Source organism: Gordonia sp. UBA7860, assembly GCF_002500165.1.
Classification (GTDB): domain Bacteria; phylum Actinomycetota; class Actinomycetes; order Mycobacteriales; family Mycobacteriaceae; genus Gordonia; species Gordonia sputi.
On the sequence record NZ_DLSO01000012.1, the window covers coordinates 1 to 13,987 of the forward strand.

A 13,987-nucleotide genomic window follows, 5' to 3' on the forward strand; every position below is an offset into this window, starting at 1 on the left:
TGGCGGCAGAGCAATTGCTGGATGCGAACGGACCCAAGGCGAATTCGTGGCTGGGACTCGCGCTGATGCAGTCGTTGTTCCTGAGGGAACACAATGCGATATGTCGACGACTGACGGTCGCATACCCCGACCTCGAGAAGGATCAAGATCGGCTGTACAACGTTGCGCGACTGGTCAACTCGGCGTTGATGGCCAAGATACACACCGTCGACTGGACGCCTGCGATCATCGCGCACCCCACAACCGTGACGGGCATGCATGCGAATTGGTACGGAATACTCGGTGAGAACTTCACCACGAAGTTCGGTCGACTCGTCGACAACGAGATCCTCTTCGGAATCCCAGGTGGCAGAACCGATCTCGACGGGGTTCCCTTCTCGTTGACCGAGGAGTTCGTCGCGGTCTACCGCATGCATCCGCTGTTACCTGACCAGCTCGATGTGCGCAGTCTCGCCACCGGTCAGACCCGCCGCTCCTACCGGCTCGACGAGCTTCTCGCCGACCACGTGCATGAACGAATGGCCGATTGGTCGATGGACGATCTGCTGTATTCGTTCGGCAGGGCCTTTCCCGGGGCATTGACCCTTCACAACTTCCCGGCCGCTCTACGTGACCTCGCGCGGCCGACCGGCGAGGCGATCGACCTCGCCACCGTTGACGTCCTGCGCGGCAGAGAACGAGGAGTCCCCCGCTACAACGAGTTCCGGCGACATTTCCGACTCCGGCCCGCGAAGAGCTTCAGCGATCTGACGGACAATGCCGAGTGGGCGAAGCAACTCGAGCGGATCTACCCCGACATCGACGACGTCGATCTGATGATCGGTCTCTACGCAGAACGCAAACCTCGAGGCTTCGGATTCTCCGACACCGCTTTTCGCGTCTTCATCTTGATGGCATCACGCAGGATCGCCGCTGATCGATTCCTGACGACAGACTTCACCCCAGACGTCTACACCGAAGCGGGGATGGCGTGGATCCGCGACAACACGATGCGCACTGTTCTGCTCCGCCACTTCCCCACGCTCACCCCGGTGCTCACAAAGGTCACCAACCCATTCGCACCGTGGCCCTCGACCTGACGCGCCGAAAGGACTCTGACAATGAGCCGTGAATACGTGTTGTGGGAGCCAGAGATGGAGGACACCCCGCCTGGCGAGGCGGAAGTGGTGGCGAAGATGGTGCAGATCCTGCGCACGAACAACGAGCACGCCTACGCCAAGTACAAGCGCGGCGTCCGGGACGCCCACGCCAAGACCCACGCCGTACTACGCGGTCAACTCGAAGTTCACGCCGATCTGCCAGAAGAGCTCGCCCAGGGATTGTTCGCGGAACCACGGACGTACCCGATCATCGCTCGCTTGTCGAGCACGTCGGGAGCCATCCGTACCGACCAGATGAGAGGCGTCCGCGGCCTCGGCATCAAGGTCATCGGCGTCGATCCGACCGCCGAGCGCGCATTACCCGACGACACCGCCGTCACCCAGGACTTCATCATGGTGACCCATCGAGAGTTCTTGTTCGCGAATGCGAAGGACTATCTCACCAAGGGTATGCCGACCGCAGTGCTGCTCGCCCGAGTCTCCGATCCCGTCCTCGGGTGCGGCGAGCGGTTGTTGGCGGCGCTCGACTCCCGGATTCTGACCAAGATCGGGCATCCGCTTCCGGAGACGTTGCGGGTTTTCATCAAGGAGAACACACACATTCTCGGCGACACCTTCTATACGTCGGCTCCGCTGCGCTACGGAAAACATGTCGCGAAAATGTTGTACGCGCCCTCGTCCGCTGAGGTGTGCGCGCTGGCAGGCCAGCCGACGCCTGACTATCGTGGCGTTAACGCGCTTCAGGACATGACGGTCGATTTCTTCGGCTCGCACACGGCTGAGTATGAACTGCGCGTGCAACTGTGTACGAATATCGACCGAATGCCGATTGACGATGCCACGCGATCATGGTCAGAAGAAGAGTCGCCGCATCGAACCGTTGCGACGATCAGATTTCTGACTCAGGATCCCTACACGCCTGCGCGACGCGCATACGGTGACGACGTCCTCTCGTTCAATTCCTGGCGCGGACTGAAGGCGCATACCCCGCTCGGATCCATTAATCGCCTCAAACGCGACGTGTACGACGCGTCGAGTCGATTCCGACATCAGAAGAACAATGCTCCGATGTGCGAGCCGACGAGTGAGGCCGACCTCCCCGAGTGAGTTTCCTTACTCGAACCTTCACGACTCAATTTCTGGCAAATCGCCCTATACTGCTCAACCATGGAAGGGCGCTGGCAACTCCTCGGCCGGCCCGCCGAGCAACAGTTCATCCGCTCCGCGCTCTTGCGATCAGGGGATCGCTGTGGAGTGGTGGTGGTCGGGCCCGCGGGGGTCGGCAAGACCACGCTCGCCAGGATGGTCACCGATTCTCTCGGTAGGTCTGTCCGCTGGGCGGCGTGTACGGAGTCTTCGCGCGCCATCCCCCTGGGCGCCTTCGCGCCGTGGGTCGCTCCCACCGCGTCGCGCGACCCGATCGCGGCGCTGGTCTCCGCGCGCGAGACGCTCGTCGCTGAACCGGGGACGGTCATCGGAATCGACGACGCTCACATGCTCGATCAGCTCTCGGCGACGCTGCTGCACCAGATCGCCATTGATCGCAGCGCCCGCATCATCGCGACGGTGCGCACAGGAGAACTGGTGCCTGATGCGGTGACCTCGCTGTGGAAGGACGGCTACCTCCACCGGCTCGAACTGCAGAACCTCACCAAAGAGCAGTGCGCTGAACTGGTCGAACGTGTCCTCGGCGGCTCGTTGGAGGGGTTGAGCGCCGACGTCATCTGGGACTCGTCCGGCGGAAATCCGCTGTTCCTGCGGAACATGATCGAGGGCGCTATCGAATCCGATGCGTTGTCGGAGGTGTCTGGCGTCTGGCAACTGCGAGGCCCGACGGCTGTTCCCTCCGGCCTGGTGGCATTGCTCGACGACCGTCTCGACCGTGCGGGGCCGCAAGTTGTCGATGCGCTCAAGGTGTTGTCGCTCTACGAGCCCATCGACATCGACCTCCTGATCGGGCTGGTCGGCGAGGAACCCGTCGACGAGGCCGAGACCATCGGGCTGATCAAGACCACTCGCGACGGCAACACGACCAATGTCCGGTTCGCCCACCCGCTCTACGGTGACGTGGTTCGCCGACGTATCAGCACCATTGCGGCTCGACGCCTGCGCGCCGAACTCGTCGACGCGTTGCGCGACCACGCAACCGATACCGCTGCCGAGCGCATCCGGCTCGCACAGTTGAGCGTCGACGCACATCGCGACGTCGACACGAGCCTGCTGATCGCTGCGGCGAAAGATGCGATCTTCCTGGCGAATCTCCCGCTCGGCGAGCGTCTGGCCCGCGTCGCCTACGAACACGACGGCAGTCTGACCGCCGGAGAGCTGCTGTCCCGCGCGATCATGTGGCAGGGGCGGGTCGTCGAAGCCGACGCCGTCTTCACCGAGTTCGACCCCGAGTCGTTCAACGAGTTCGAGCTCGTGGTGTGGGCGGTATCGCGCATGAGCCTGATCTTCTGGATGCTCGGCGACGTCGACGAAAGTCATCGCATGCTCGAACTGCTCAACGAGAAGGTCGAGCATCCGACGTTACGACTCGTCGTCGACGCGGTTGCCGCGGCGATGGCCGTCCACGAGAACCGGATCGACGAGGGAATCGCGCTCGCCGAGCACGTCCTCGAAAGTTCCAACGCACCCTCGCAGGCGATCGACTTCGCAGCCTTCGGTGCGGGGCTGGCCATGTCCATCGCCGGGCGTGGACGTGACTACGCCCCGTACGCCGAGCGCACCCGTGCGAAGAAGAAGGCGACGGACGGGATGATCAGCGTCATGGTGCGCTACTGCGACGTCCTGGCGCTCACGATGGTCGGCGACCTCAAGGAGGCTCGAAACCGCGCCACCGAGTACACGCAGTTCTCCTCCTCGGGTCAGTTCCTCGGATGGGCGATCGCCAAGATCGCGGCAGGTGTTGCGGCGACGTACAGCGGTTCGTTTCGTGAGGCGATCAGCGAGTTCGAACAGGCACTGGCCGCTCTCAACGCCAAACAACCACTCCCGTGGCGCCTGCCCGGCCGGTTGATTCTGGTACGGGCGTACGCGGCGCTCAACGACGTCGACGAAGCCGAACGGGTACTCCGGGACGCAGATGAGCACCGCGGCCCGCACCTGGCGATCCACGACTCGCAGAGGGTGCTCGCGCAAGCCTGGATCTCTGCGGCGCAGGGCGCCGAACGCGCGGCGATCGACCACGCGCATGACGCGGCCGCGATCGCTCACGACTCCGGCCAACTCGCACTCGAGGCCGAGTCCCTTCACCACGCGACTCGTTTCGGCGACAAGACCACAGCTCCGCGTCTCGCGGAGCTCGCGACACTCATCCAGGGAGACCTGGGCCACGTCTACGCACGGCACGCAGCGGCCCTCGCTGCGAGCGATCCAGATGAATTGGCCGCGGCCTCACACGATTTCGAGGATGCCGGACTCCTGCTGTCGGCGGCCGATGCCGCGGCACAGGCGGCACAGTTGTACGACCGTGCGAAAAGACGCGGAGACGCCACGGCCTGCTCAGCCAGAGTCCTCGCGTTGTCGAAAGCGTGCGATGGAGCGACAACGCCCGCGATCCGGGCGACGGCACGACCGCTGCCGATCACGGCTAGGGAGCGCGAGATCGCGGTTCTCATCGGTCGCGGCCTGACCAATCGCGAAATCGCCGAACGCCTGACCGTCTCGGTTCGAACTGTCGAGGGTCACATCTACCGCGCCTGCATCAAGCTCGACGTCGCCGACCGCGACTCGTTGGCGGGCGTCGTCAACGACGCCCAGGTCGGGTGAGATACAGGGCGGCTGAGTACGGGACGGCTGAGATGCTGAGACTTCGAATCGCCGCGCTCGTGTGGATTCAGTTCTTCACATAGTCGGCGAGATGCTGTGCCGTCAGTGTCGAACCTGCTGAGACGAGATCGGCCGGGGTGCCCTCGAACACCACTCGGCCACCGTCGTGACCGGCGCCGGGACCGAGGTCGACGATCCAATCGGCATGCGCCATCACCGCCTGGTGATGCTCGATCACGATCACCGATCTGCCACCGTCGACAAGGCTGTCGAGTAGTCCGAGGAGTTGCTCGACGTCGGCAAGATGCAGGCCCGACGTCGGCTCGTCCAGAACGAAGATCCCGCCCTTGTCGCCGAGGTGCGTCGCAAGTTTGAGCCGTTGTCGTTCTCCGCCGGAGAGCGTCGTGAGCGGTTGCCCTATCGTCAGGTAGCCGAGTCCGACGTTGGCGAGCCGCTTCAGGATCTTCTGCGCGGCAGCGACTTTCGACTCACCCGCGGAGAAGAACTCGAGTGCCGCGTCGACCGACATGTGGAGGACCTCGGAGATGTCCCGTCCGCCGAACAAGTAGTCGAGCACTTCTGGTTGGAATCGCTTGCCCTCGCACACCTCGCAGGTGACGGCGACCCCGGCCATGATCGCGAGATCGGTGTAGATGACGCCCGCGCCCTTACAGTTCGGACACGCACCCTCCGAATTCGCGCTGAACAGCGCAGGTTTCACTCCGTTTGCCTTTGCGAATGCCTTTCGGATCGGCTCGAGGAGGCCGGTGTACGTGGCCGGGCTGCTACGCCGCGAACCCTTGATCGCGGATTGATCGACGGTGATCACGTCGTCGCGGCCCGACAGCGATCCGTCGACAAGAGAGCTCTTCCCGGAGCCGGCTACGCCCGTGACCACACACAGGACGCCGAGTGGGAAGTCGACGTCGACGTCCTTCAGGTTATGCGAACTCGCTGCGCGAATCTCCAACGCTCCGTCGGGTTCCCGCACCTGCGTCTTCAGGGTGGCGCGGTCGTCGAGGTGACGTCCGGTCAGCGTGTCGCTTGCGCGCAGGCCGTCCACCGAGCCTTCGAAGACGACGTTGCCGCCGCCGGTACCCGCGCGTGGTCCGAGGTCGACGACGTGGTCGGCGATGGCGATCACCTCGGGTTTGTGTTCGACGACCAGTACCGTGTTGCCCTTGTCCCGCAATTGCAGGAGAAGCCGGTTCATGCGGTCGATGTCGTGTGGATGCAACCCGACCGTCGGCTCGTCGAAGACGTAGGTGATGTCGGTCAGCGCCGAGCCGAGGTGGCGAATCATCTTGGTGCGTTGGGCTTCTCCGCCCGATAGCGTCCCCGACGGGCGGTCGAGCGAGAGATACCCAAGACCGATGTCGACGAATGAGTCGAGTGTGGCGCGCAGGGATTCGAGCAGCGGTGCGAGTGTCGGTTCGTCCAGCGAGCCGACCCAGTCGGCGAGATCGGTGATCTGCATCGCGCACGCATCGGCGATGCTGACGCCACCGATCGTCGAGCTGCGTGCCTTCTCTGACAGTCGTGTCCCCTGGCAGTCCGGACAGACCGAGAAGGTGATCGCCCTGTCGACGAACGCGCGGATGTGGGGCTGGAGCGCGTCTTTGTCCTTGGCCAGGAACGACTTTCCGATCTTGGTGATGAGGCCCTCGTAGGTGACGTTGATACCGTCGATCCTGATCCGTGTCGGTTCCTTGTAGAGCAGAGCGTCGAGTTGACGCGTGGTGAACTTCTCGATCGGTGTATCGGGATCGAAGAAGCCACAGCCGCGGAAGATGCGCCCGTACCATCCGTCCATGCTGTAGCCGGGGACGGTGATCGCGCCGTCATTGATGGATTTGGAGGCGTCGTACAGCGCTGTCAGGTCGAAATCCGAGATCGATCCCCTACCCTCACACCGAGGGCACATTCCGCCGACGACCTCGAAAGTGCGCCGCTCCTTGACCTTTCGGCCCGCCTTCTCCATCGTTACGGCACCCCCGCCGCTGACGGACGCCACATTGAACGAGTAAGCCTGTGCCGAACCGATGTGTGGCGTCGCGAGTCGGCTGAAGAGGATGCGGAGCATCGCGTTCGCGTCCGTCGCCGTTCCCACAGTGGAACGGGGGTCGGTACCGAGACGCTCCTGGTCGACGATGATCGCCGTCGTCAAGCCGTCGAGGACGTCGACATCCGGCCGATTCAGCGACGGCATGAATCCCTGAACGAATGCGCTGTAGGTCTCGTTGATCAGCCGTTGCGACTCTGCGGCCACCGTGCCGAACACGAGCGAGCTCTTGCCGGATCCGGAGACGCCGGTGAAGACGGTGAGTCGTCGTTTGGGAAGGACGACGGTCACGTCGTTCAGATTGTTGACTCGCGCGCCGACGACGCGGATCTCGTCGTGACGATCGGCGGCCGGCGGTGCTGACGAACTCATGTCTGGGTCATCCCTCTCGACGACGTGATGTTGCGGTCGGTCTCGTGCGTGTTGGTCTGGGGGGTATCGGACTCGAGAGTATTGGTCTCGGGAGCACTGGACTCGCAAGTGTTGGTCAGCGTCGTCCAGAGCGGGACGACGCACACCGAGATGATCTCGTCGATGGTCTCCTCCGACATGCCGCCGGTGATGAAGATCTCGTGTCGGGCGAGATCGAAGGGCAGCGTTGCGGCGCGGGGCGGAAGCGGGTGCGGTCCGAGTTCGCCACGTGCGCGAGCGCGTTCGAGCACAGGAGCCATCACGTCGTCGACGTGGCTGGTGATCAGTCCGATGACTGCATTGGTGGAACCCTCGGGCAAGTCGGCGAGCAGCGAGCGGATCGTCCGGGGGCCCAGCTCGGCCAGCCTCACCCGCATTCGGGCAAGGATCGCCTGTAGGTCGCCTGCGAGCGATCCGGTGTCCGGGACAGTCAGAACCTCGCGGGCGACGTCGACCATCGCCGCCATCGCCATCTCGACCTTCGTGTCCCAACGTCGGTACAGGACGGTCTTGCTTGTTCCGGCGGCGGCCGCGACCCCCTCGTAGGTGAGCGCGGCGTATCCGCGTTCGGCGATCTCGGCTCGGACGGCTTCAAGGATGTCTGCTTCGAGTTCTGTGCCACGGCGACGTCTGGTCACACCCAATCCTTTCGATACGTTGCGTATCTTATCCGATCGTTCTACTCTCCTAAGAAACGTACCGTATCTAATGTGAAGGAGGCGCGATGAGTGCCGACGAGCCCACGACGACGTCTGGTGCGACGACCCGCACCGACATCCCGGCACACGTCCAGGCGAAAAAGGGACCACCGCCGGTCGTGAAAGTGTTGGCCGTCGTCATCGGCACCGCGGTTCTGTTGTCGGTGATGGTCACGATGTTCGCGCTTCCCGCTGCGCGGTCGGCCCCCCATCACGTTTCGATCGGGGTCGTCGGGTCTGAGCAGGTGGTTGATCAGGTCGATCGCACGACCGGCGACTCGTTCGATGTGACGACGTACTCCGGCGAGGCGGCCGCGCGCGACGCGATAGAGACGCGCGCGATCTACGGCGCGTTGGTCGTCAAGCCCGGAGCGGACCTCACCGTGCTGATCGCCAGCGCGGCGAGTCCCACCGTGGCAACGATGATCGAGACAATGGGACAACGGGTCGCCGACGCCACTCACGCACAGACTCGCGTCGTCGACGTGCGTAGCTTTCCGTCCAAGGATCCGCGCGGTGCCGGATTGGCGGCCGGTGCGCTCCCCCTGGCGCTCGGCGGCTGGATCAGTGCGATGGTGATCATGCTCGTGATCAGCTCGGCGGGTGGTCGGATGATCGCGGCGCTGGGCGTGTCGGTCGTCGGTGGCTTCGCGCTGATCGCGATTCTGCAGTTCCTGGTCGGCACGTTCGACGGGAACTACTGGCTGACATCGCTGGCGGCCATGCTCGGTATCGCGGCCACCTGCTTTGCGGTACTCGGACTTCGCGAAGCGCTCGGGGGCGCGGGTCTGGTCATAGCGGCCATTGCACTGATCCTCCTGGGGAACCCACTGTCGGGACTCTCGAGCGCCCCCGAACTGCTACCCACTCCGTGGGGTGCGATCGGCCAGCTCCTGCCGCCGGGCGCAACGGGATCGCTGCTGCGAGATGTGGTGTTCTTCCACGGCAATGCCATCGCACACCCGCTCATCGTGCTCGGCTGCTGGCTTCTCGGAGGTCTGGTCCTCTACGGCCTGGGACTCGCGCGCGAGCGGCGTCGGCACGTCGCAGATGTGGATGTCGTCGAGTTCGGCTACCGCGAGACCGTCGATGCGTAGTCAGTCGATTCGTGGTCGGGGCTGCGATTGCGGCAACAGCTCCCGGAAGTGAGTGAACAGTTGTACTCTGTTTGTCGTGACCGACAACATCGCGCCGAACGAACTGGCGGCGCTGGCGCAGCTGGGGTGCAGTGAACTCGCCGGCGCCATTCGCGGCGTTGCGAAAGTGCATCACGCGGTAACCGATCGTGTGTTCGCGGTGACCGATCGACTCGGCGGCTCGTCGAGTCGATCGGCTCATCTGCTTCACGACGCGGTGGCTGACACGACCTACAATTCGGTCTCCGCCGTGCTGGATGCCATTTCTGAGGTGGGTGCCGTGCTCCCCGAGCCGCGCCATTCTCCATCGGAAGGCTCGCGCGGCGCACAGGTTGTCGCCGTTCTCGATGGACTCATCGGCGACTCGCTCGCCGATCAGCGGTCGCCGTTGGCGCAGCCGATGTCGATCCGGGTCGGTGGTACGACTGTGGCGGTCGAGGCCGAAGCCCTCCGTGCGGCTTTCCCTGAGGCCAGGGGGCACGTCGTCGTATTTCTGCACGGACTCATGGAGTCCGAGTTTGCGTGGTGCAGAGGTCGTCGTCCGACCTACGGTGAGCGGCTCGCCGCCGACATCGACGCGACCGAGGTGCGGCTGCGTTTCAACACCGGACGCCATATCAGCGACAACGGGCGCGAACTCGCTGTGCTACTCAACGATCTGACGCTCCAGTGGCCGGTGCCCGTGACGCGACTGACCCTCGTCGGGCACTCGATGGGCGGGTTGATTATCCGAAGTGCATGCCACAGCGCTGCCACCGAGAACGCCTATTGGTGCGGATTGGTCACGGAGACAGTCGGTCTCGGAACGCCGCATTTCGGAGCTCCGCTGGCTCGTACCGTGCATTTCGCAACAGGGGCGCTGCGGTCCGTTTCGGTCACCGCCCCGTTCGGAAACCTTCTCGCACGACGCAGCGCGGGCGTGCGCGATCTCTTCCACGGAAGCCTTGTCGACGACGACTGGAGTGGCCGGGACCCGGACGCCTTCCGGCAGAATCCCGCCGCCGCGATACCGCTGCTACCGCACGCGCGGCACCTGTTCGTCACCGCATCGCTGACGCGCGATCCCAACCATCCGCTCGGCAGGCTGATCGGTGACGGGTTGGTTCTGACGCCCAGCGGTCGTGGTGAAAGTCGTGCTCGCAGCGTCGGATTCGATATCGACCACGGGCTGCATCTGGGTGGGGCCAGCCATTTCACCCTGCTCAACGACGACGCTGTCTACCGTTGGCTTCTCGAGCACCTGAGACCCCGACGCGCACTGCCGCCCGGGCGCGGCCAAAACGCCGCGAAGTGGAGCGTCGCCTGACACCATCCCTCTATGGGGAGACGAGCGTCGTTGGTGGTGATCACCGCCGCGTACATCGTTGCCCTGGCGGTTGCGCTGCTGTGGCTGACATGGGGACCTAGCGTCGGACAACTGTGGGCGGACACGCTCATTGCCGACATACTCGCCACGCTCGTCATCTTCGCGGTGAGTCGGTCGGTCGGAAATTCGAGTTGCTACGACGCCTACTGGAGTGTCGTCCCGGTATTTCTCGCCCTGTTCTGGTGGGTCGAGGGCGATGCCATACATGGTGGCTCCCAAGCGAAGTGGCGGTGCGCCCTCCTCGGCGTCGTTCTCGTGGTCTGGGCCGCGCGGCTGACGGAGAACTGGGTCAGGTCGTTTCGCGGGCTGGTCCACGAGGATTGGCGTTACGAGCTGCTGCGGGGACGTGCCGGAAAGTTCTCCTTCCTCGCCGACCTCTTCGCCATTCACCTCATCCCTACGTTGCAAGTCTTCCTCGCGATGATCCCGGCGTACGTCGCGCTCACCCGAGCCGACGCCGGGCTGATGTGGTTGAGCGTCATCGCGTTCGTCGTCGGACTCGCAGCAATCACCCTGGAATCGGTCGCCGACCGACAGTTGCGACTGTTCCGCCAGTCGAGCGAGCCCGGTCAGACCGTCGACATCGGCCTCTGGGCGTGGTCGCGGCACCCGAACTACCTCGGCGAGTTCTTGTTCTGGGTGTCGATCCTGCTGTTCGGTATCGCCGCAGCCCCTGCTGACGCATGGTGGTTGTGGATCGGTGCGGGCGCGATGTTGGCCATGTTCCTCGGGGCGAGCATTCCGATGATGGAAGAGCGCAGTCTTGAACGGCGCCCGGCCTACGCCGACGTCATCGCGCGTGTGCCCAAGTTTCTGCCGGTGCCCCGGCCCAGCTCCCGAACCAGCCACGGCGCGAGGCGAAGCGGGTGAGTTCAGCAGCGCCACATTCTCACAACCGCACAACTCGGCGCGTCGTGGTCGCAGGCATGGGTGATTCCGGTGTGCTCACCGCGATGCACCTCGCGCGCCGAAGCAGCGTCGTCGCAGTCTCGCTGCGGCCCGCACTGGTCAGCGGGCAGGAGGTAGGACTGCGGATCGCCTACCCGGACCGGTGGGCGCGCGACTACCGTGTCGAGTTCGAGCGGATGCGTCGACTCGATCCCGTCGACATCCGCCACGGGCAGATCCTCGATCTCGACCCCGACCGGCGAACGCTTCGACTGCGCACACCACCTGGTCCGGTCGAAGAGATCACCTACGACGCGCTCGTCATCGCGACAGGTGTCGCCAACGGATTCTGGCGCCAGCCGGTGCTCGAGGACAGCGACGACGTCGACACCGCGCTGCACAACGTGCACGGCCGCCTGGCCCACGCGCAGTCGATCGCGGTCGTCGGCGGCGGAGCAGCGGCGTGCAGTTCGGCCGCCCAACTGCGTCGACGCTGGCCGGAGAAGCGTGTCGCGCTCTACCATCCCGGCGATCTACCACTCCCCCGACACCACGACCGCACACGCCGAAAGGTCTCACGACGACTGGAGTCGTCGGGCGTCGACCGACAGGGCGGACATCGGGCGGTGCTACCACCCGATACCGAGCTCGAAGCCATCGGCGCCGGGTCGATCCACTGGAGCACCGGACAAGCGGCAGTCGACGCGGACGCGATCATCTGGGCGGTCGGTCGGGTATCACCGAACACGACGTGGCTCCCCTCGGACATGCTGACGGACCGCGGGTTCGTTCGCGTCGACGATGATCTCGGCGTGCCCGGGTACCGGGGAGTGTTCGCCGTCGGGGATGTCGCCGACACCGATCCGCTGCGCGGCTCGGCTCGCAACCGCGCCGACCGCCTGGTGGCCCGCAACGTCCTCGCCTACCTCGACGGCCGCGGGACTCGCCGGTACCATCCGGCGCAGCACCGGTGGGGGTCGGTGTTCGGGCCCAGCGACAACGGGTTGGACGTGTTCTCCCCCAACGGAATCCGCTTCCGATTCCCACGATGGACCGTCGACACGGTACTGCAGCCGCTGATCGTGCGGCGCGGCATCTACGGTGGGGTGCGGCGGAGCGGTGGCGTGCGGCGGGGCGGGGTCAGTGCGCAGCGTCGTGGTCGAGAGTGACTCTGACCCGCACCGATCCCTTGCTGTCCTTCGATGCGACGGCGTGACCCGTCCGGTTCTCTCCGTCGAGGGTCACGCTGATCGGTGCGCCGTCGCCGGTGAAGTTGCGCCACCACGTCTTTCGGTCGGGCATGGCGACGCCGATCGTGACCGTGTCGCCCGATCGCACATAGTTCACCGGAAAGGTGACGTGCTTACCGGACTTGCGGCCCGTGTACGACACAGTGGTGAATGCACGGCCGAGCAGGCCGTCGAGTCCGGGGATGCGCAGGAGTGGGAGGACGACCGTCCTGTTGACCGCGCCTGCCACCCGCTGAAACCGGTTGGGCCCGTCGGACTGGCTCGTCTGGTTCACGACGTCTCCTTCGCTGTGACTGATCGAGCAGGTTCGATGATCAAGGTCCGGGTGGCGAGAGCCGGAGACCGCACTGTTGCCACCCGGGTATCGGGTTTGCGGCCGGTGCGAACCTGCGAGACCGTAAACCCCGCACTAGCCAGCCGCGTCTGTGATGCTTCGATATCGGTTGTCGCCCAAGCGATCCCCCACAGTGCGATCGGCGGGGCCAGCAGGTTGCGTCCGGTCGGTTCGAGACCGTTGGGGGTGACAAGGACTTCGACGATGAGGTCGTCTGCGCGGAAGAACAATTGGCGCAGTCCCTCGTCGACGTGCCTGTCGAGACGAAAGTCGAGGCCGAGAGTGGAACCGAACAGCGCCACCGCGTGGTCACGGCCGGCAGCCTGGAACACGAGATGGTCGATGCCGGAGATGTCACCCGCGCTGAGCGTCGCGTGGGGCCGGGGTTTGCGGTACTCGGTCACCCCGACCGGAAGTCCATCGACGTGGATTGTTGCGGTTTCGCGGTGGTGGGCGTCGAGTCCCCGTCGTTCCAGCAGTGTCTGCCACGACGACGCGTCTGCGACGTCGAACAACACGCGGTGCCCGAGCTGACTGCGGTCGAATCGCAGCGTCGCGTTCGACGTGGCGTACTCGTCTGCGCTGTCGTCGCGCGCGAGAAGACGTCGGTATGCGTCGGTGGTCGCGGTGAGATCGTCAACAGCCAATTCGACTACGGTCACGAGCGTTTCCGCCTGCGCCGCTTGTCCGGAATCTCCACTGCCCTGCTAGTGAGATGCCAAGAGCCGCAGACACATTCATAGGAACGCAGCGTCGGGCCCGAACGTCCGGCCGCACGGATCCGGGTGACCGCGGCGTCGACCTCGTGCACGTCGCGGTAGGCGTCCTTCTCCGGTGTCGGACAGGCCGCCGTGGGAGACGACCCACTCTGCGAAGAACGTGTCTGGGAGGACCGAGAGGGCGACGAGCGCCTGTGCCCGGAGTGCGCGGTGCCCGCCTCGATACGCCGATAGAACTCGTCGAGTTCGTCG

General features: G+C 64.7%; 11 protein-coding genes. 7 read left to right on the forward strand and 4 right to left on the reverse strand.

The window, feature by feature from the left end; translation table 11 throughout:
- From B3T59_RS01610 to B3T59_RS01620, 3 genes are all read left to right on the forward strand, one after another.
- A partial coding sequence (locus B3T59_RS01610) for a peroxidase family protein (RefSeq protein ID WP_287001342.1) occupies window positions 1–1,079 on the forward strand: 1,079 nt, incomplete at its 5' end.
- A 21-nt stretch (window positions 1,080–1,100) separates the two neighbouring features.
- On the forward strand, window positions 1,101–2,207 hold the full coding sequence (locus B3T59_RS01615; RefSeq protein ID WP_287001343.1) for a catalase family protein: 1,107 nt from the start codon (window positions 1,101–1,103) through the stop codon (window positions 2,205–2,207).
- 60 nt (window positions 2,208–2,267) lie between these two features.
- Window positions 2,268–4,871, forward strand: coding sequence for a LuxR C-terminal-related transcriptional regulator (locus B3T59_RS01620; RefSeq protein WP_251723564.1), 2,604 nt, complete (start codon window positions 2,268–2,270; stop codon window positions 4,869–4,871).
- Window positions 4,872–4,938: 67 nt separating this feature from the next.
- On the opposite strand, the gene B3T59_RS01625 is transcribed toward B3T59_RS01620, so the two are convergent.
- Together B3T59_RS01625 and B3T59_RS01630 are read right to left on the reverse strand one after the other, a co-directional pair.
- Window positions 4,939–7,305, reverse strand: coding sequence for an ATP-binding cassette domain-containing protein (locus B3T59_RS01625; protein ID WP_251723563.1), 2,367 nt, complete (start codon window positions 7,303–7,305; stop codon window positions 4,939–4,941).
- Window positions 7,302–7,982 carry a TetR/AcrR family transcriptional regulator gene (locus B3T59_RS01630; protein ID WP_251723562.1) on the reverse strand — a complete coding sequence of 227 codons (681 nt, stop codon included), beginning with the start codon at window positions 7,980–7,982 and terminating at the stop codon, window positions 7,302–7,304. Before B3T59_RS01630 ends, B3T59_RS01625 begins: the two co-directional genes overlap by 4 nt.
- Window positions 7,983–8,068: 86 nt before the next feature.
- On the opposite strand from B3T59_RS01630, the gene B3T59_RS01635 reads away from it, so the two are divergent.
- The 4 genes from B3T59_RS01635 (at window position 8,069) to B3T59_RS01650 (ending at window position 12,601) form a co-directional block, all read left to right on the forward strand.
- Entirely contained in the window at window positions 8,069–9,139 is a 1,071-nt protein-coding gene (locus B3T59_RS01635; RefSeq protein WP_251723561.1) for a hypothetical protein, read from the forward strand.
- A gap of 76 nt (window positions 9,140–9,215) precedes the next feature.
- A complete protein-coding gene (locus B3T59_RS01640; protein ID WP_251723560.1) occupies window positions 9,216–10,484 on the forward strand; it encodes an esterase/lipase family protein in 1,269 nt (422 codons plus the stop codon).
- 12 nt (window positions 10,485–10,496) lie between these two features.
- A complete protein-coding gene (locus B3T59_RS01645; RefSeq protein WP_287001344.1) occupies window positions 10,497–11,414 on the forward strand; it encodes a DUF1295 domain-containing protein in 918 nt (305 codons plus the stop codon).
- On the forward strand, window positions 11,411–12,601 hold the full coding sequence (locus tag B3T59_RS01650) for an FAD-dependent oxidoreductase (RefSeq protein ID WP_287001345.1): 1,191 nt from the start codon (window positions 11,411–11,413) through the stop codon (window positions 12,599–12,601). The genes B3T59_RS01645 and B3T59_RS01650 overlap by 4 nt, the downstream gene beginning before the upstream one ends.
- Here the strand turns inward: B3T59_RS01650 and B3T59_RS01655 are convergent.
- The gene (locus tag B3T59_RS01655) at window positions 12,573–12,956 is read right to left on the reverse strand and encodes a hypothetical protein (protein ID WP_082933767.1); all 384 of its coding nucleotides are present in this window, start codon (window positions 12,954–12,956) and stop codon (window positions 12,573–12,575) included. The two genes, B3T59_RS01650 and B3T59_RS01655, sit on opposite strands and share 29 nt — an antisense overlap.
- Window positions 12,953–13,678 (reverse strand): VOC family protein, encoded by a 726-nt coding sequence (locus B3T59_RS01660; protein WP_251723556.1) that lies wholly within the window; start codon window positions 13,676–13,678, stop codon window positions 12,953–12,955. Before B3T59_RS01660 ends, B3T59_RS01655 begins: the two co-directional genes overlap by 4 nt.
- Window positions 13,679–13,987 lie beyond the last annotated feature (309 nt).